At 59.4% G+C, this 18,852-nt stretch carries 18 protein-coding genes; 12 read left to right on the forward strand and 6 right to left on the reverse strand.

Translation table 11 applies throughout. The annotated features are described in order from the left end of the window. Nucleotides 1-22 precede the first annotated feature (22 nt). A complete protein-coding gene (locus I9185_RS16800) occupies nucleotides 23-2,281 on the forward strand; it encodes a response regulator (protein ID WP_210093636.1) in 2,259 nt (752 codons plus the stop codon). A gap of 90 nt (nucleotides 2,282-2,371) precedes the next feature. Here the strand turns inward: I9185_RS16800 and yaaA are convergent, their stop codons facing one another. The 3 genes from yaaA to I9185_RS16815 all read right to left on the reverse strand — a co-directional run bounded on the left by yaaA (nucleotide 2,372) and on the right by I9185_RS16815 (nucleotide 5,579). Further along, nucleotides 2,372-3,142, reverse strand: coding sequence for a peroxide stress protein YaaA (gene yaaA / locus I9185_RS16805; protein WP_209835175.1), 771 nt, complete (start codon nucleotides 3,140-3,142; stop codon nucleotides 2,372-2,374). A 33-nt stretch (nucleotides 3,143-3,175) separates the two neighbouring features. Then, nucleotides 3,176-5,215: a DNA helicase RecQ gene (gene recQ, locus I9185_RS16810; protein WP_210093637.1), complete on the reverse strand. Its 2,040-nt coding sequence runs from the start codon at nucleotides 5,213-5,215 to the stop codon at nucleotides 3,176-3,178. A 76-nt stretch (nucleotides 5,216-5,291) separates the two neighbouring features. After that, complete coding sequence (locus I9185_RS16815) at nucleotides 5,292-5,579, reverse strand: YggT family protein (protein ID WP_005980077.1); 288 nt, start codon at nucleotides 5,577-5,579, stop codon at nucleotides 5,292-5,294. A 128-nt stretch (nucleotides 5,580-5,707) separates the two neighbouring features. Between I9185_RS16815 and I9185_RS16820 the strand changes: the two genes are divergently transcribed. The 10 genes from I9185_RS16820 to smpB all read left to right on the forward strand — a co-directional run bounded on the left by I9185_RS16820 (nucleotide 5,708) and on the right by smpB (nucleotide 13,926). Continuing rightward, nucleotides 5,708-7,075, forward strand: a complete 1,368-nt coding sequence (locus I9185_RS16820; RefSeq protein ID WP_210093638.1) for an MFS transporter — start codon at nucleotides 5,708-5,710, stop codon at nucleotides 7,073-7,075. After that, complete coding sequence (gene mepA, locus I9185_RS16825; RefSeq protein ID WP_171637407.1) at nucleotides 7,072-7,935, forward strand: penicillin-insensitive murein endopeptidase; 864 nt, start codon at nucleotides 7,072-7,074, stop codon at nucleotides 7,933-7,935. Before I9185_RS16820 ends, mepA begins: the two co-directional genes overlap by 4 nt. A gap of 35 nt (nucleotides 7,936-7,970) precedes the next feature. Continuing rightward, nucleotides 7,971-8,792 (forward strand): esterase-like activity of phytase family protein, encoded by an 822-nt coding sequence (locus tag I9185_RS16830; protein WP_348539749.1) that lies wholly within the window; start codon nucleotides 7,971-7,973, stop codon nucleotides 8,790-8,792. Nucleotides 8,793-8,883: 91 nt separating this feature from the next. Next, on the forward strand, nucleotides 8,884-9,531 hold the full coding sequence (locus I9185_RS16835; protein WP_210093640.1) for a queuosine precursor transporter: 648 nt from the start codon (nucleotides 8,884-8,886) through the stop codon (nucleotides 9,529-9,531). Between the two features lie 263 nt (nucleotides 9,532-9,794). Continuing rightward, complete coding sequence (gene arfB, locus I9185_RS16840) at nucleotides 9,795-10,214, forward strand: alternative ribosome rescue aminoacyl-tRNA hydrolase ArfB (protein WP_171229972.1); 420 nt, start codon at nucleotides 9,795-9,797, stop codon at nucleotides 10,212-10,214. A 60-nt stretch (nucleotides 10,215-10,274) separates the two neighbouring features. Next, nucleotides 10,275-11,021 (forward strand): SDR family oxidoreductase, encoded by a 747-nt coding sequence (locus tag I9185_RS16845; RefSeq protein WP_171637403.1) that lies wholly within the window; start codon nucleotides 10,275-10,277, stop codon nucleotides 11,019-11,021. A gap of 82 nt (nucleotides 11,022-11,103) precedes the next feature. Then, complete coding sequence (locus tag I9185_RS16850; RefSeq protein ID WP_171724720.1) at nucleotides 11,104-12,120, forward strand: P1 family peptidase; 1,017 nt, start codon at nucleotides 11,104-11,106, stop codon at nucleotides 12,118-12,120. Nucleotides 12,121-12,233: 113 nt separating this feature from the next. Then, nucleotides 12,234-12,647, forward strand: a complete 414-nt coding sequence (locus I9185_RS16855; protein ID WP_171637401.1) for a cytochrome C — start codon at nucleotides 12,234-12,236, stop codon at nucleotides 12,645-12,647. 201 nt (nucleotides 12,648-12,848) lie between these two features. Then, the gene (gene idi / locus I9185_RS16860; protein ID WP_171724719.1) at nucleotides 12,849-13,391 is read left to right on the forward strand and encodes an isopentenyl-diphosphate Delta-isomerase; all 543 of its coding nucleotides are present in this window, start codon (nucleotides 12,849-12,851) and stop codon (nucleotides 13,389-13,391) included. Nucleotides 13,392-13,449: 58 nt separating this feature from the next. Then, the gene (gene smpB / locus I9185_RS16865) at nucleotides 13,450-13,926 is read left to right on the forward strand and encodes an SsrA-binding protein SmpB (RefSeq protein ID WP_171637398.1); all 477 of its coding nucleotides are present in this window, start codon (nucleotides 13,450-13,452) and stop codon (nucleotides 13,924-13,926) included. Here the strand turns inward: smpB and glpK are convergent. From glpK to panB, 3 genes are all read right to left on the reverse strand, one after another. Further along, entirely contained in the window at nucleotides 13,923-15,401 is a 1,479-nt protein-coding gene (glpK, locus tag I9185_RS16870) for a glycerol kinase GlpK (RefSeq protein ID WP_171637396.1), read from the reverse strand. The two genes, smpB and glpK, sit on opposite strands and share 4 nt — an antisense overlap. Nucleotides 15,402-15,470: 69 nt before the next feature. After that, nucleotides 15,471-16,322, reverse strand: coding sequence for a pantoate--beta-alanine ligase (panC, locus tag I9185_RS16875; protein ID WP_210093641.1), 852 nt, complete (start codon nucleotides 16,320-16,322; stop codon nucleotides 15,471-15,473). Continuing rightward, nucleotides 16,319-17,158, reverse strand: coding sequence for a 3-methyl-2-oxobutanoate hydroxymethyltransferase (gene panB, locus I9185_RS16880; RefSeq protein WP_171637391.1), 840 nt, complete (start codon nucleotides 17,156-17,158; stop codon nucleotides 16,319-16,321). The genes panC and panB overlap by 4 nt, the downstream gene beginning before the upstream one ends. 169 nt (nucleotides 17,159-17,327) lie before the next feature. Here panB and I9185_RS16885 point away from each other — a divergent pair, with 169 nt between their 5' ends. Then, nucleotides 17,328-18,815, forward strand: coding sequence for an ABC transporter substrate-binding protein (locus tag I9185_RS16885; protein WP_210093642.1), 1,488 nt, complete (start codon nucleotides 17,328-17,330; stop codon nucleotides 18,813-18,815). Nucleotides 18,816-18,852 lie beyond the last annotated feature (37 nt).

Here is an 18,852-nt window from a genome sequence, read left to right on the forward strand (position 1 = left end):
GAACGTCCTGGAACCGATCAAAATGAGTCTTGCAAACAAACTGGCACAGGAACGGCGTGCGCGTCTGGCAGCCGAACGAATGCTTGCCTTGAAACAGGCCGAGCTTTCGGCCGCCAATCGCAAACTGGGCCAACACGCCATGGCGCTGACCAGGCGCATTGGTGAAACTCAGGCCGAAGTCGAAACTGTTCGTGGGGAAAACGAAAAGGTCAAATCCGATCTCTCTGTCGCTCATGCCAAGATCGAGATTGCCGAACGCCGCCTTTGGCATTCGATCCAGACCATTCAGGACGGGTTTGCATTCTTTGACGGCGACAGCAGGCTCATCAGCGCAAACGCTGCATATCTCAGCGTGTTTGAAGGGCTGGATGAGGTGGCGCCAGGGATTTCCTACCAGCGCATTCTGCAATTGCTGACCACCGAAGGAATTGTCGATACCGGTGACGAAACTGCCGAGGAATGGCAGGCCAGAATGCAGGCACGCTGGAATCGGGCCAATCCAACTCCGATCGTCATGCAGCTGTGGAACGGTCACTACATTCGCCTGATTGATCAGCGTGGCAGCGGTGGTGACGTGGTCAGCCTGGCGCTCAACATCACCGCGTCGGTCCGGCACGAAACAGAACTGAAGGTTGCCCGCGAACGGGCGGAAGCGGCCAACAGGGCCAAATCAGCCTTTCTCGCCAATATGAGCCACGAAATCCGCACGCCGATGAATGGTATCGTGGGTATGGCCGAACTGCTTGATGAATCTCCGCTGGACGAAGAACAGCGGCTCTATGTCAACACGATCCGCAATTCGGGTGAGGCATTGTTGGTTATCATCAACGACGTGCTTGATTACTCCAAGATCGAGGCGGACAAGCTGGTTCTGCACCCTGAACCCTTCGATCTGGAGCGCTGCATTCTTGAAGTCGCAATGCTGTTGCAGCCAAGCGTGCGCGACAAGGGGCTCACGTTGCTCGTGGATTACGACCTGTTCCTGCCCACCCTTTTCGTGGGCGATCCGGGCCGAATACGGCAGGTTCTGACCAATCTGGTCGGCAACGCAGTCAAATTCACCACGGAAGGTCATGTCCTGGTCCGTGTGACAGGCGTTCCGCATGCCCAGGCTCAGACATGCGACATCCATGTTGCCATCGAAGATACCGGCATCGGTATCGATGCAGAAAAGATCAACCACATTTTTGGTGAGTTCAATCAGGTCGAAGATGAACGCAATCGTCAATTTGAGGGTACCGGGTTGGGTCTTGCGATCACCAGGCGCCTGATCACCATGATGGGCGGTTCAGTCTGGGTCGAAAGCGAACCGGGTCGGGGATCCTGTTTCGGGTTCAGGGTGTCGCTGCCCACGGCAGAAGGCCCGCAGCCCGAACCTCCGAAACTGGCGGATTGTGTGAATCACGTCATGGTGGTCGAGGATCTGGCCGTAAACCGAGCTATTTTGGCGAAACAACTTGGCCGTTTGGGGGCCGAAGTGACGATTTGCGCATCAGGGGCCGAGGCGCTGGCAGAAATGCATGACGCGATTGAACTTGTCCTGTGCGATCATGATCTGCCGGATATGGATGGCTTGGATCTTGCCGTCACCCTCAAAGACCGTGGGTGGGGCGACGCCTCGGTCATCGTGATGTCTGCAAATCCATCTCTGATCCACACGCACCCAGCCCGCGAACTGATCGACGGTGTGTTGCAGAGGCCGATCCCCAGGGCCGAGTTGTATTCCAGGCTCGTGGCTCTCAAGGACACCCCGCCGCCAGAACGTCGTTCGACGCAGCGAAAACCCGTCTCTGTCCGCCAAGAAACCAAGGCCTTGGAAGCAAGGCGCATGAAGGTACTTGCGGCCGAGGACAATCTTACCAACCAGCTGATCCTGAAAAAGATGGTCAAAGACCTGCATATAGATCTGCGATTTGCGTCCAATGGAATAGAAGCCGTCGAGATGTTTCAGGAATTTGACCCGGACTTGATCTTCATGGACATATCGATGCCAAAAATGGACGGCAAACAGGCCACTGCTGAAATCCGCAGGCTCGAGGTCGAAACAGGGCGTCATGTCCCGATTGTCGCCTTAACTGCTCATGCAATGGCCGGTGACGATCAGGGCATCCTGTCCGCAGGGTTGGATCACTACATGACGAAACCGCTGCGCAAAAATCATATTCATCAAATGATCCTGCAACACCAACCGGATGGCGTAAGCGAAGTCATGGACAATCACCTCGCCCAGAAACATGCACCCATGTGTGACCGCGAACAGGATCCCACTTCATCTGGCTGAAAATATCCCGGGGAGCGCGAGGGGCTGGCCCCTCGCTCGGATCCACGGCCCAGAACCGTGGAAGGAAATATCGATCAGGTTGTCAGGGTCTCAGGACGAATAAGGTCGAACAAAGACAGGTTTATCCTTTTCCGATAGGTCAGCACGATACGCGTAACCGCCCGCATCGAAATCCAGCAGGGCATCGGGGTCGGTCAGGCGGTGCTGAATGACATATCGCGCCATTGCACCACGCGCCTTTTTGGCAAAGAAACTCACGATCTTCGGAGTGCCGTTCTTGTCTTCCATGAACACCGGCGAGATGACGCGCAATTTCAGAGCGTTCGGGTCCACGGCGCCGAAATACTCCTGACTGGCGCAGTTGATCAGAACGTCGCTGCCGATCATGTTGCCTTGTGTGTTCAGAGCTTTGCTCAGCTGGTCGCGCCAATACTCATACAGGGTCTTGCCGCGCCGTGTTTTCAGCTTGCTGCCCATCTCCAGCCTGTAGGGCTGTATCGCATCCAGTGGCCGCAAGACACCATAGAGACCTGAGAGGATGCGCAGATGATCCTGTGCCCATGCCAGTTCATCAGGATCGAGCGAAGCTGCTTCCAGACCCTGATAGGTGTCCCCAGCAAAGGCCAGCGCGGCCGGGCGCGTTGCATCGGCGTCTGGCATTTCGGAAAAAGCACGATAGCGATCGCGGTTCAGGCGCGCCAGATCATCGCTCAGACCCATAAGCTTTTTCAGATCGCCAAGGGTCAGATTGCGCGCGGTTTTGGACAGTCTGATCGCATCATCCTGAAAATCGGGCTGTGTGACTTCAACATCCCGCTCTGTCCAGTCCAGCCGCTTGGCCGGGGAAATCACTACCAGCATACCTGCCCTCTTTCCTTACCTGTCCCGGCGTATCTAGCCCGCCTCACGCAGCACGTCCAGAAAGGCGGTGCCGAACCTTTCGTGACGCCGGTCGCCCAGCACCTGTTCAAGCCCGCGCAGGTCATCCGGGCGCATCTGTGCCACCTTTGCCAGTTGCGAGGCCGAGCAGGTCAGAGGCTTGTCTATCCCCTCGGGACCGCGGGACAATTGGGACTGTACTTCCAGCAAACGGTCATAGATGTCGCCCTGATCGCGACCGGCCAGCTTGCGCCGCGCCGGGTGCAACGCCTGGGCCTCGCCCGCTATCACTTCAAGGAAGGTGTCGCCATACCGTTCCAGCTTCTTGGCGCCGACGCCGCCGATCCGGGCCATCTCGTCCAGCGTCATGGGGCGCTTTTCCGCCATTTCGATCAGGGTGCGATCCGGAAAAATAACATAGGCCGGGACCCGGGCGGATTCTGCCAATGCGCGTCTCTTGGCCTTGAGAGCCGACAGCAAGGGCGCATCTTCATCGGACACCATGGCTTTCACGGCGGGGCGACGGGTTGCCTTGCGTAGGGCGTCCTTGCGCAGGTTGATCTTTGCCTCGCCCTTGAGAATAGGTTTGGCGGCCTCGGTCATCCGCAAGGCCCCGTGGCGTTCGGGGTCGGGGCGCACCAGATCGTGCCCCATCATCTGGCGGAATATTGCCTGCCATTGCGCGCGCGACCAGTCCTTGCCGATGCCCCAGGTGGACAGACCATCATGACGACGGGCGCGGATCTTGTCGGTCTCGTTTCCCAGAAGGATGTCGATCAGATGACCGCTGCCAAACCATTCCTCGGTGCGAAGAATCGCGGACAAGGCCATTCGGACGGGTGTTGTTCCATCAAATACTTCGGGCGGTGTATCGCACAGGTCGCATTTGCCACAGGGTGCGGCCTGTTCCCCGAAATAGCCCAGCAGGGTCTGGCGGCGGCATTCCAGTGCCTCGGCCAACCCCAGCAGCGCGTTCAACCGCGCATGATCCGCCATGCGGCGTTCGGGTGGCGCCAGCCCCTCGTCAATCTGGGACCGCCGCAAACGTATATCGTCGGGGCCGAACAGAGTCAGGGTCTCGGCCGGCCCGCCGTCGCGCCCGGCGCGGCCGATCTCCTGGTAATAGGCCTCGATGGATTTCGGCAGGTCCGCATGGGCGACCCAACGAATGTCGGGCTTGTCGATGCCCATGCCAAAAGCCACGGTGGCCACCACGATCAGCCCGTCCTCGCGCGCGAAGCGGGTTTCGACGATGCGGCGGTCCTCGGCCTCCATCCCGCCGTGATAGTGGCAGGCGCTGTGGCCCTGTTCGCGCAGCGCCTGCGCCAGCACTTCGGTCTTGTTGCGGGTGCCGCAATAGACGATGCCCGACTGGCCCCGGCGCGCATCGGCGAAATCCAGGATCTGCTTGCGCGGGCTGTCCTTGGCGGCAAAGGCCAAGTGGATGTTCGGGCGGTCGAAGCCGCGCAGGAACTTGCGCGGAGGCGTGCCGTCGAACAGTTTCTCGACGATCTCGTCCTGTGTTTCGGCGTCGGCGGTCGCGGTGAAGGCGGCCAGAGGCACGTTCAGGGCGTGCCGCAACTCTCCGATCCGTAAATAATCAGGCCGGAAATCATGGCCCCACTGGCTGACGCAATGGGCCTCGTCCACCGCGATCAGGCTGACATTGATCCGCCGCAACATGCCCAGTGCCGAGCCTGCCGCCAGCCGTTCGGGCGCCATGTAAAGCAGTTTCAGCCGCCCGGCCTCAAGCGCTTCCCACACGGCATCGGTTTCCTCGGGCGTGTTGCCCGAGGTCAGCGCGCCGGCCTCGACCCCGGCTTCTTGCAGCCCCCGCACCTGATCGCGCATCAGGGCGATCAGCGGCGAGATCACCACCGTGACCCCGTCGCGCAGCAGGGCAGGCAGTTGATAACACAGGGATTTGCCGCCGCCCGTGGGCATGATCGCCAGCACGTTCTGGCCGGCGGTTACGGCATCGACGATCTCTTCCTGCCCAGGGCGGAATTCATCGAATCCAAAGACATCTCGCAGCAGAGGCGCGGCGTCGAACATGTGCGGGGGTGCCCTGTTTCAAGATTTGACTGCTCTTGAAAGGACAATCACACAGTCGGAATCGGGGAACAAGAGGTCAGTAGAAATAGACCGCGTTGTTGATCAGGATGATCCGCAGCGCATAGACCCCGATCAGCACCACCAGCGGCGTCAGGTCCAGACCGCCCATATTGGGCAGGATGCGCCGGATCGGGCCATAAATAGGCTCTAACAGGCGGTTCAGCCCGTACCAGATTTGCGCGACCAGCTGTTGGTGCAAGTTCAGCACCTGAAAGTTGATCAGCCAGCTCATGATCACATGGGCCAGGATGATGAACCAGACAATGTCCAGGATCAGCAGCAGGATTTGGATCAGCGACAGCATGGGTTCTCCGTATTCTTGTTGGCCGAGACCTAAGCACCATGGCGACAAAGAGCAAGTGTCTGGCACTCAACGCTTGCGATTTGAATGAAAGCCCAGTCATATAATCGCAACGATAAACAGGGGCAGAGATGGCAGAGATTTCCAAGCGCAGGCGCATTTGGGGCTGGTGGTTCTTTGACTGGGCCAGCCAGCCCTTTCACACCCTTCTGGTCACCTTTGTCTTTGGCCCTTACTTCGCGGGCGTCGCCGCCGGGTATTTCACCACTGAAGGGCTGGGTGCGCAGGCGGCTGCGGCGCGCGCGCAGACTGTTTGGGCGAACTGTCTGACGATCACCGGGCTGATCATCGCTTTTGGTGCGCCGCTTCTGGGGGCGATGGCGGATGTCTCGGGGCGGCGCATCCCGTGGATATTTGCCTTTTCGGTCATGTATGCGGTCGGGTCCGCGGCGCTTTGGTATACGATGCCCGATGGCTCGAACATGTGGCTGATGCTGTCGGCTTTTGGTTTCGGCTTCGTAGGTGCGGAATATGCGCTGATCTTCATCAACTCGCAGCTACCCGATCTGGGCGATGACAGCGAAGTGGGCGAGATCTCGGGCTCGGGCTTTGCCTTTGGCTATTTTGGAGGGCTGATTTCGCTGGCGATCATGCTGGCGCTGTTTGTGGAACAGCCAAACGGCAAAACCCTGATCGGGATGACGCCCGCCTTTGGTCTGGATGCCGCCACCCGGGAAGGCACGCGTTTTGTCGGCCCATTTACGGCAATCTGGTTCATTCTGTTCATGGTGCCATACTTCCTGTGGGTCCGCGACGATGCGGCGACGGACAGGAAGGGAAGCGTGGGTGAGGCGCTGCGCCTGTTGTCGAAATCAGTGTCTAACTTGCGCTATCGCGCCAGTCTGGCCAGTTATCTCGGTTCGTCCATGTTCTATCGCGACGCACTGAACGGGCTGTACAGTTTTGGTGGTGTCTACGCGCGGCTGGTGTTGGAATGGGATCTGATCAAGATCGGAGTATTCGGGATCGTCAGCGTTCTCGCTTCGGCCGTTTTTGCGTGGATCGGGGGGAAGGCAGACAAGAAATACGGCCCGAAACCAGTGATATTGGTGGCGATCTGGGTATTGATTTTTGTCTGCGTCACAGTGGTGTCGATGGACCGGACGCAGATCTACGGCATCGGCCTGCCTGACGGATCCAACCTGCCAGACATGGTCTTCTTTGGCTGTGGTGTGCTGATCGGTGGCATGGGAGGCATTCTGCAATCGGCCAGCCGTTCGATGATGGTGCGCCACACCGACCCCGAAACCCCGGTCGAAAGCTTTGGTCTTTATGGTCTGTCGGGGCGCGCGACCGCTTTTGCGGCCCCGTTGTTGATCGGGATTGCAACAACCGCAACCGGCAGTGCGCGTCTGGGGGTGTCACCAATCATTCTGTTGTTTATTCTGGGTCTATTCCTGATGCGCTGGGTCAGACCTGAAGGGGATCAGAGCAGATGATTTTACTACGTTTTTTGGCACTACTGGTAATAACCGCGCTGGCGAATACGGCATCGGCGCAGCCCTTGGCAAAGCAGTTGTTCGGGGCACAGAAGGTAAGCTCGCAACAAAAATCGGCTGCTTTCGGCAGTTATTCGCGCGGATGTGCGGCCGGATCGGTTCAATTGCCCGAGACCGGGCCCACGTGGCAGGCCATGCGACTGTCGCGCAATCGCAACTGGGGGCATCCCGAAGCGATCGATTACGTGCAGGACCTCAGCCGGTTTGCGGCGAAACAGCCGGGTTGGAACGGTCTCTATATTGGGGATATCAGCCAGCCGCGGGGTGGGCCAATGACTTCGGGCCACCGCTCGCACCAGCTGGGGCTGGATATCGATATCTGGATGCTTCCGGGTGACAACATGCGCCTGTCGCGCAAGGCGCGCGAGAATATTTCGTCCATATCGCTGCGCCGCTCGAACGGTGCCTATGTCAACAGCAACTGGACCAAACAGCACCACGCGGTGCTGCGCGAAGCCGCCAAGGACAAGCGCGTGGCACGTATCTTCGTGTTCCCCGGGGCTAAGGTTCAGATGTGCAACGATGAAAAAGGCAACCGGGCCTACCTGCGCAAGATCAGGCCCTGGTGGGGGCATCACTACCACTTCCATGTGCGCCTGAAATGCCCAAGAGGATCAAAGGGATGCGTCAACCAGGATGCACCACCCAAGGGCGATGGCTGTGCCGAGGCGCAACAATGGGTGCGTAACATTCTGAACCCGCCGCCGCCCGATCCAAACGCGCCGCCGCCCAAGAAACGCCGGGAATATGTGCTGGCCGATTTGCCGAAGCAATGCGCCTCAGTCTTGCAATCCAAGTAGGTGCGGCACTGTTTCTGGCCACGGCGGCCCCTGGAGTGGATGTAAAAACCGCCACACATCAAAGCAGTTTTGCATGGCGTGACAAGGCGGATTGGTTCGGTGGATTCTCGGCGCTGCACATTTCGGACAATGGGCAGCAAATGATGGCGCTGAGCGACCGGGCACGGTTGGTGATTGCGCGCATTGAACGTCTTGATGGCGAGATCACCGGCATTCGCATTCTGGGGCAATGGCCGGTTCTGTCCAGCAATGGGCATCTCATGTCCGGCGGCGTTGGCGATTCCGAAGGGATTGCGGCGGCTCCTGACGGTGGGTTCTATATCTCATTCGAAGGGGTGCACCGCGTCGCCCATTACCCCGCAGCGGGCACGAAGGCGCGTGTATTGCCACGCCCGCAGGTATTTCAGCATCTCGCCGACAACGGGTCCTTTGAAGGTCTGGCCATCGACAGGCGCGGACGGCTGTATACGCTGCCGGAAACGAACCGCACCCCGGACGGAGATATTCCCGTCTATCGCTGGAATGGCCAAACCTGGTCGACCCCATTTGTTCTGCCCCAGCGTGGTTGGTTCAAACCGGTTGCCGCTGATTTCGGTCCTGATGGGCGGTTCTACGTGTTGGAGCGAAACCTCACGGCAATCGGATTTCGCTCGCGCCTGCGGCGATGGGATCTGACAGGCGACGTGCCAAACGCCGAGGAAACCCTGTTCGAAACCGGAACCGGCGCGCATGACAACCTCGAAGGCTTGTCGATCTGGCGGGATGATCAGGGACGTTTGCGGGCCACGATGATCTCGGATGACAACTTTCTGGCACTGCAACGGACCGAGTTGGTCGAGTATCTGCTGCCCGATTGACACACGGCAGATGAAGGTCTAAACGCACAGCCTGCCTTGGGACGGTCCCTTGGCCAAGTCGCCGCTACCTTGTCAAAACGGGCATCACAAAATGCAACGCAACTATATTCCCGGCATTCTTGCCATGGCCGCCATCGTCGTGGCCTCGAACATCCTGGTCCAGTTCCTGATCTTTGACGGCCTGTTGACCTGGGGTGCCTTCACCTATCCGCTGGCCTTTCTGGTCACTGATATTATGAACCGCGTCTACGGTGTGGGCCCGGCCCGCAAGGTTGTTTTCGCGGGCTTCGTCACCGGGGTGATCTGCTCGCTGATCGGCAGCCAGATCATGCTTCAGGGCGACGGGTTTATCTATGCCGCCGTGCCGCTGCGCATCGCCGTCGCTTCGGGCACCGCGTTCCTGATCGCGCAACTGACCGACGTCACAGTGTTCAACGCCATGCGCGGCGGTCAATGGTGGCGTGCGCCGCTGGTCTCGACCCTGGTAGGTTCAGCGCTGGATACCGCGATCTTCTTTACTATCGCCTTCTCGGCCTCGGTCACCTTCTTTGGTGCCGATGCAGATGCGGCCATCAATTGGGCGTGGGAGCCCGTGCCCTTCATGCTGTCAGGCCCCGAGGCGCCGCTGTGGGTGACGCTGGCCTTTGCCGACTGGTTGGTGAAACTGTCGCTGGCTCTGATCGCGCTGATTCCGTTCAAGGTGATCGTTGCGCGACTGACCGCTGCACGGCCTGCGTAAAAAAGTGCTTTGAGAATGGCGCATCTTGTGTCACGCTTCTTTTCAAACGCAACAGATAGAAAAGGAGGTGATCCAGTGTCGAGAAAGAGATTGGAGAGAGGTGTCGGAACAACCGGGAGGACCGCCTGCTAGGGCAGCCCTTGGCCGAGCGTACGCTCCGGCTGGTCGATTGATCTAACCGACCCGACCTCCTGAACTTTCGAAGGGCCGTCCCATCGGGGCGGCCCTTTCTGTTTTTACCCGCTCCAGCTATGGTCTTGCCCATGTTGCGCATCTCTGACGATATCACACTGCAAGACTGGGAAATGACCGAGAGCTTCATGCGTTCCTCCGGGCCTGGCGGGCAGAACGTGAACAAGGTCTCGACCGCCGTTGAACTGCGCTTCGAAGCCGCGCGCTCACCCTCGCTGCCCGATCCGGTCAAGGCGCGGCTGAAACGACTGGCCGGGCGCCGCTGGACCAAGGATGGTGCGATCATCATTCAATGCGAAGAAACACGTTCCCAAGCCCGCAACAGGGAAATTGCGCGAACAAGGCTGGCCGAGCTGATCGGCAAGGCGCTGGTCAAACCTAAGCGGCGCATCGCGACGAAACCCACCTATGGTTCGGTCAAACGCAGGCTTGCGGCGAAAAAGGCGCGGGGCGACGTCAAGGCGCTGCGCGGCAAGGTGTCCGAAGATTGATCTGGCATCTCGTCCGGGCATTGATAGTCTGGCCTGCAAAAGGTGCAGGAGAGTAACGCCATGAGGCTGGAGGGGAAAACCGCAATCGTCACTGGCGGTGCATCCGGGTTTGGTGCGGGGATCGTAAGGAAGTTCCTCGCCGAAGGTGCGCGTGTTATGATCGCTGACATCAATGGCGATGCCGCGCATGAATTCGCAACCCAGCTTGGGTCCGAGGCGATTGCTCAGCAGGTCGATGTAGGCAAGGGCGCCTCGGTTCAAAAGATGGCGGATGCGGCTTTCTCAACCTTCGGCCATCTGGACATCCTTGTGAACAATGCCGGTGTGACCCACCTGCCGACGCCGCTGGAGGAGGTCAGCGAAGCGGATTTCGACCGTGTTTTCAACGTGAACATGAAATCCGTCTATCTGACCGCGCGTGCATTGGTTCCACCTATGAAGGCGCGCGGGGCGGGTTCAGTACTGAACGTTGCTTCAACCGCAGGCCTGTCGCCGCGCCCAAACCTGAACTGGTACAACGCCTCCAAGGGCTGGATGATCACCGCAACTAAAACGATGGCGGTCGAGCTCGCCCCGTCCGGCGTGCGGGTGAATGCGATCTGCCCGGTTGCCGGGGAAACGCCGCTATTGAAATCCTTCATGGGCGAGGATACGCCCGAAATCCGTGCCAAATTCCTGTCGACCATCCCGTTGGGCCGCTTTTCAACCCCCGAAGATATGGCCAATGCCGCCTGTTTCCTGTGTTCGGACGAGGCCAGCATGATCACCGGCGCCGCGCTCGAGGTGGACGGAGGCCGATGCATCTGATCCGCTCTTCATCTGGCCAAAAATATCCCCGCCGGAGGCAGCGCGCGCCAGCGCGCTTTCCAGCTCGACCACCGAGGTTTGCATGATCCCCGGACCCAGAAACCTGATCACGGATGTCCCCGGCCTGAAGGTCGGCAACGCACAGAACGCACCTTTGAAATCAGGCGTCACCGTCCTGACCGGCGCGCAACCACTCCGAGCCTCGGTGCACGTGATGGGTGGCGCACCCGGCACGCGCGAGACAGATTTGCTGGCCGCCGACAAGACCGTTGAACAGGTGGATGCGATCGTGCTTTCGGGCGGGTCGGCCTTCGGGCTGGATGCCTGTTCGGGCGTCATGGACGCGCTGCATGCCCTGGGCCGCGGGTTTAAGGTGGGTTCCGCCGTGGTTCCGATCGTGCCCGGGGCGATCCTGTTCGATCTGCTGAATGGCGGCGACAAGGCGTGGCACGAGAATCCCTATCGCGCATTGGGCCGTGCGGCGTTCGAGTCCGCGTCGGACCGGTTCGAACTCGGAACAGCAGGTGCAGGAACCGGGGCTTTGACCGCGATGCACAAAGGCGGGTTGGGTTCGGCCTCGGTTGTTCTGGACAGCGGTGTTACCGTTGGCGCATTGGTTGCAGTCAATCCGCTGGGCAGTGTCACCACGCCGGGTGACAGGCATTTCTGGGCCGCCCCATTTGAAATGGACGGCGAATTCGGTGGATTAGGGCCTGATTCCAATGCCGGACTGGGCCAACCAACGGTCAGTCGCAAAGCGCAGGTGATGCAGTCCGCGAGGCCGGACAAGGCCAATACCACGATTGCCATCGTTGCGACAGATGCGGACCTGACCAAACCGCAGTGTCAGAGACTGGCCGTTGCCGCCCATGACGGTATTGCCCGTGCTATTGTACCCGCCCACACGCCGGGGGATGGTGATCTGGTATTCGGGGTCAGCACGGGCGCGCGGGGTGTCGCCACCGACACCGAACCAGGTGTCATCGGGCATGCGGCCTCGCTGTGCCTCGCGCGAGCTATTGCGCGCGCCGTGTATCTGGCGACTCCGTCCGTGGGCGATCTGTTGCCTTGCTGGTCCGATGTACATGACAAAAGTTAAGGACATCCTATTTGTCGCAGTGGCACAGTAAGCGCGCGCGGCAATCTGCGCGTTGACTCTTTTTTGCGCCGACGGTCCATTCGGCGCAGCCAATTTCTATCGGAGCAAAAGCTATGAATCGTATCCTCGCTACCGCAATCGTGGGCCTTCTGGCCCTTCCTGCTTATGCTGAAGGCGACGCTGAGGCGGGCAAGAAAACCTTCAACAAATGCAAGTCCTGCCACATGATCGCCGACCCGGCAGGCGAAGTGATCGTCAAAGGTGGCAAGACCGGTCCCAACCTCTATGGAATCGCGGGCCGCACCGCCGGTACCGTTGAGGGTTTCAAATACGGAGACAGCATCGTTGCCGCCGGTGAGAAGGGTCTGGTCTGGGACGAAACTACTTTTGTCGAGTATGCTCAGGACCCCAAGGCATTTTTGAAAACCTATCTGGATGACACATCCGCCAAATCGAAAATGACCTTCAAGCTGAAAAAGGGCGGTGAAGACGTCTATGCCTATATCGCAAGCGTGTCGGGTGAATAACACCTGATACTGTGCACCACTGCACAAGGACCAAAGGCCGCAGCCCCTGCGGCCTTTGGTGCGATTGATAACAATGTGGAACAGCCGCACTTTGAAGTCAGACGGCGGTTTGCCAAGCAACGCCGCAAAGCCAAGCCGGTCCGGCAACAGCTATAATCAACATCAGGGCTCGTCAGGCGGATTGGCAGCAGGAGAGGACAGATGGGTATCATGATCCCAGCTTGGGTCGATGGTGAGTTGACCCCTGTAGACAAGCTTGAAGTTCACGAAAAGGGGCTCAAGCACAAGGCTGTGTCGGTTTTTGTCGTACGGGGGACCGAGATCCTGTTGCAGCGTCGCGCTTTGGGCAAGTACCACACGCCCGGCCTTTGGGCGAACACCTGCTGTACGCATCCCGATTGGGACGAAAGCTCGTCCACCTGTGCCGTGCGCCGCCTGCATGAGGAGCTTGGGATCACAGGCCTGTATCCCGAATACCGACACCGGCTGGAATATCACGCCGATGTGGGCAACAGCATGGTGGAAAACGAGGTTGTCGACGTCTTTCTGGCCCATGTCCGCGGCCCGCTGAAAATCGCGCCCAACCCGGATGAAGTCATGGATATCCGTTGGATCGACTATCATGATCTGTTGGCCGAAGTGAAACGCCACCCGGACCGGTTTACACCCTGGTTGAAGATATATCTCCACAGCCACGCGGACACGATTTTTGGCCCGGATCTGATCATTTCTGCCAAATCATGACCCCGGCTGGAAATCCGTGCCTTGCAAGGGCGGCGCAAGCCGCCTAAATCAACCCGTCATGGCCAAGCAGAAGACAGACCCGAATTACAAAGTGATCGCCGAAAACCGGCGCGCCCGCTTCGATTATGCGATCGAGGACGACATCGAATGCGGTATCGTTCTGCAAGGATCCGAGGTCAAATCCCTGCGCGCGGGTGGCTCCAACATCGCAGAAAGCTATGCCGCCGTCGATGACGGCGAGCTGTGGCTGGTCAACAGCTATATCGCGCCATACGAGCAGGCCAAGGTGTTCAAGCACGAAGAACGCCGCCGTCGCAAGCTGCTGGTGTCCCGCAAACAGATGTCCGATTTGTGGAATGCAACCCAGCGCAAGGGCATGACGCTGGTGCCGTTGGTTTTGTATTTCAACCACAAGGGGTTGGCCAAGATCAAGATCGGCATCGCCAAGGGTAAGAAAACCCATGACAAGCGCGAAACCCAAGCCAAACGCGATTGGTCACGGCAGAAACAGCGTTTGTTGAAAGACCACAGCTAGAACGCCATCGCAGCCTGTACCGCAAGTTGCCAACGGTCATAGGCCGCATCGCGTTCGGATTGTTCCTGCGTTGGCTCGAACCGGCGATCCAGCGCCCATGTTTCCGCAAACCCGGCCTGATCGGGATAAATTCCGGCTTTCATGCCTGCCAGCCATGCGGCGCCAAGGGCGGTCGTCTCTTGCATGACGGGGCGGTCCACAGGTGCGCCGAGACAGTTCGACAGGCCTTGCATGGTCCAGTCGGACGCGGCCATCCCGCCATCGACGCGCAGGATGACATCGGCATCGGCGCCCCAGTCGCCTTGCATGGCATGCCACAGGTCGCGGGTCTGGAAGGCGATGCTTTCCAGCGTGGCGCGGGCGATCTCGGCCCGTCCGGAATTGCGCGTCAGCCCAAACAGCGCCCCGCGACAGTCTGGTTTCCAATAAGGCGCGCCGAGGCCGGTGAAGGCGGGCACAAGCACCACATGCTGGTTCGGATCGGCCTGAGCCGCCAGTTCGCCGCTTTGTGGCGCCGCGTCGATGATCTGCAACGCGTCGCGCAGCCATTGCACTGCGGCCCCCGCGATAAAGATCGAACCCTCCAGCGCATAAGTTCGCCGGCCGTCCAGTTGATACGCGATCGTCGTCAGCAGGCGGTTATTCGACTGAACCGGCTGCGCGCCGGTGTTCAGCAGCGCAAAGCAACCCGTGCCATAGGTTGATTTCATCATACCGGGCTGGAAACAGGCCTGCCCGATGGTGGCGGCTTGCTGGTCGCCTGCAACGCCCAGAATGGGAATGCCGCCGCCGAACAAAGTGGTGGTTCCGAAATCCGCGGCGCAATCCTTCACTTCGGGCAAAAGGTTCAGGGGCACATCCAGCAGGTCGCAAATCTCGGCGCTCCATGTGCCTTTGTGGATGTCAAACAAAAGGGTACGGGCGGCGTTGGTGGCATCGGTTGCATGAACACGGCCTTCGGTCAGCCGCCAGATCAGGAAGCTGTCGATCGTGCCGAACAGCAGGTCTCCGGCTTCTGCGCGCTCGCGGGCGCCCGAAACGGTATCCAGCAGCCATTTGACCTTGGTGCCCGAGAAATAAGGATCCAGCAACAGACCGGTCTGAGCTGTGACGTCATCCTCGCACCCGGCCTGTTTGTAGCGCGCGCAGATATCGGCAGTGCGTCGGTCCTGCCAGACGATGGCATTGTGGATGGCCTTGCCGGTCTGTTTGTCCCAGACAACCGTCGTTTCGCGCTGGTTGGTGATGCCGATACCGGCAATCTGATCCGCTGAAACACCGGTGGTCTCCATCACCTCGCGGCACACGTGCAGAACGCTTGACCAGATATCCTCGGGGTCGTGTTCAACCCAGCCTTCCTGCGGAAAGTGCTGAGGAAACTCCTGCTGGGCGGTGCCAACAGGCCGCATCTGCGCGTCAAACAGAATGGCGCGCGAGGATGTGGTGCCTTGATCGATTGCCAGAATATGGGTCATTTCCGCTCTCCCCCGGTATCGTTTTGCCGGACTTTAGCGCAAACAATGGCGAAGGGGCCAGTGCAGAAATCAGGCCGGATTGACAGGAATATTGTCGATCAGGCGGACGCCGTCGGCCCAGGCCGTGACGAACAGGCGGGCGGGTTGACTTGCGCTGGACAGGCTTTCCAGCGTCTCGGCACAGCGCAGGTCGATATACTCGACTTCGGTGAACCCGACCTTCAGCAGGGTTTCCTTGGCCTCCTGCGCCAGCATGGCAAAGTCTGCTCCCTTGGCCAGATCGTCCGCCACCTGACGCATGACGCCGTTCATTTGCTCTGCGATCTTCAACCCTTGGGGGGAAAGAAGAAGGTTGCGCGACGACATCGCCAGGCCCGAAGGTTCTCGGACAGTCGGGCAGCCGATCACCTCGATCGCGATGTTCAGATCGCGCGCCATCCGGCGGACAACCAGCAGCTGTTGATAGTCTTTTTCCCCGAAATAGGCTCGATCCGCCTGTGTTTGCAGGAACAGCTTGGCGACCACCGTGGCCACGCCTTCGAAATGTCCGGGGCGGAAGGGGCCTTCCATCACGTCGGTCAGACCGGCAACCGATACCGTCGTCGAAAAACCTTCCGGATAGATTTCCTGCGGGTCCGGTACATAGATCGCATCCACACCATACGGGGCCAGCTTTTGGGCGTCTTCATGTTCGGTGCGGGGGTAATTTGCCAAGTCTTCGGGATTGTTGAACTGCTTGGGATTCACAAAAATCGTCACGATCACCCGGTCGCAGCCCTGTTTCGCAGCCTGCGCCAGTGACAAATGCCCCTCGTGCAGCGCACCCATGGTCGGAACCACGCCGATCCCCTCACCGTTTCGGCGCCATGTGGTGGTGTTGGCACGCAGCTCGGCCAGAGAGCGCAAAATCGGTGCGGTCATGTCTTTTGTCCTTTGGCCGGAGCCTGATCGGCAAAGACATGTTCGTCCGCCGGGAAGGTCCGCGCGCGCACTTCGGCGGCGTATTCTGCGATGGCTGCTTCCGCCAACGGGCCCAGCTCGGCATAGCGTTTGACGAATTTGGGTTTGAAGGCGGTGAAAAAGCCAACCATGTCGTCCACGACCAGAATCTGCCCGTCACACCCCGCAGATGCACCGATGCCGATGGTCGGGATCGCAATCTCTTCGGTGATCTGGTTCGCCAGACCTTGGGGCACTTTCTCCAGAACGACCGAGAACGCACCAGCCTCGTTTACGGCGCGGGCGTCTGCCATGACGGCTTCAGCCTGATCGTCACGGCCCTGCACCTTGTAGCCGCCCAGCGTGTTGATCGACTGCGGCGTCAGTCCGATATGAGCCATCACCGGGATGCCTCGTTTCACCAGAAAGCGGATGGTTTCAGCCATTTCCACCCCGCCTTCCAGTTTGACCGCGCCTGCATTTGTGTGCGCCATCAGGCGTGCGGCGTTACGAAAGGCTTGTGCCGGGCCTTCCTCATAGCTTCCGAAAGGCATGTCGATGACCATCATCGCACTTTTTAGGCCGCGTGATACGGCCTGACCATGCAGGATCATCATCTCCATCGTGACCCCCAGCGTGGATTCCAGCCCGTGCAGCACCATGCCGACGCTGTCACCGACCAGCACGAAATCGCAATGGGCGTCCATCAGGCGCGCCATTGGCGTGGTATAGGCAGTCAAAGAGACCAGAGGTTCGCCGCCTTTTCGGGCGCGAATGTCCTCGGCGTTCGGGGCTTTCTTGCGGGCGGTGGCGCTCATGGATCGCTCCTGCAGTATTATGTTGCAGTGCGGCATAGCAGATCGGGAGGGGCCGAAGAAACCCCGGTTGCGCGAACATTCCCTTGATTGACCTGAGGTTTACAGGAAGACTGTCAGTAAAATGGCCCTGAAAACAAGGGCACAACCCGTTTCAGTAGGGAGAGTTCACATGACAAAATTCCTGTTCCGGACCTTTGCTTCGACCCTGGCCGTGGGGGCCAGCCTGCTTGCCACGCAGGCTTTGGCCAAGTCGGACATCACCATTGCGATGCAGCTTGAGCCTCCGCATCTGGACCCGACAAGCGCCGCGGCGCAAGCCATCGACTCGGTGGTTTACACCAATATCTTCGAAGGCCTGACACGTTTCATGGGCGACGGCTCGGTCGTGCCCGGATTGGCGGAAAGCTGGGAGATTTCCGAAGACGGGACGGTCTATACCTTTAACCTGCATGACGGGGTGACCTTCCATGATGGCACCACCATGGACGCCGAGGATGTCAAATTCAGCCTTGACCGCGCAACCGCGGAAGACAGCGCCAACGCGCAGAAGGCCCTGTTTGCCGGTATCGAAACCGTCGAGGTCGTCGACCCGCTGACGGTGAAAGTCACCCTGTCAGAACCGAACGGAAATTTCCTGTTCAACCTGGCCTGGGGGGATGCGGTCATCGTCGCGCCGGAAAGCATAGGCAACATCAAGACCAACCCGGTTGGTACCGGTGCCTATACCTTTGGAAACTGGGTGCAGGGCGACAGTATCACGCTGAACCGAAACCCCGATTACTGGGGCGAACAGCCCACATTAGAGACTGCGACGTTCAAGTTCATCTCGGACCCGACCGCCGCTTTTGCCGCCATGATGGCCGAGGATGTCGACGTGTTTGACAACTTCCCGGCGCCGGAAAACCTGCCCCAGTTCGAGGCCGATCCGCGCTTTCAGGTCCTGGTGGGGTCGACCGAAGGTGAGACGATCCTGTCCACCAACAACAAGCAGCCTCCGTTTGATGATATCCTTGTTCGTCAGGCATTGGCCCATGCGATTGACCGGCAGGCGATCATCGACGGCGCAATGTTTGGCTATGGCACGCCGATCGGAACCCACTTTGCGCCGCACAATCCGGCCTACGTCGATCTGACCGCGCAATCCGCTTACGACCCCGAAAAAGCCAGAGAGTTGCTGGCAGAGGCCGGATTCGAAAATGGGTTTGAGACCACATTGCATTTGCCGCCGCCGTCTTATGCCCGTCGTGGGGGCGAAATCATAGCGGCGCAGCTGGCCGAGGTCGGCATCACCGCCGAGATCATCAATGTGGAATGGGCCCAATGGCTGGAATCCGTGTTCAAGGGCAAGGAATTCGGTCTGACCATCGTCAGCCATACCGAGCCTATGGATATCGGCATTTATGCGCGGCCTGATTATTACTTTCAGTATGACAGCACGGATTTTCAGGCGCTGATGGACACTCTGAACACCACCACCGACCCCGAAGAACGCACCCGTTTGCTGGGTGAGGCGCAGCGCCTGATCGCAAGCGACTATGTCAATGGCTACCTGTTCCAGTTGGCCAAACTGGGCGTTGCGAAAGTCGGCGTTCAGGGCCTTTGGGAGAACGCGCCCACCGCCGCAATCGATCTGACTCAGATCAGCTGGTCCGAGTGATGTTACAGCCCGGGCCGCGCCGGGCGGCCCGGGCCTT

The sequence above is a fragment of the Ruegeria sp. HKCCSP346 genome (genome assembly GCF_017872595.1).
In the GTDB taxonomy this organism is placed as follows: Bacteria; Pseudomonadota; Alphaproteobacteria; order Rhodobacterales; family Rhodobacteraceae; genus Ruegeria.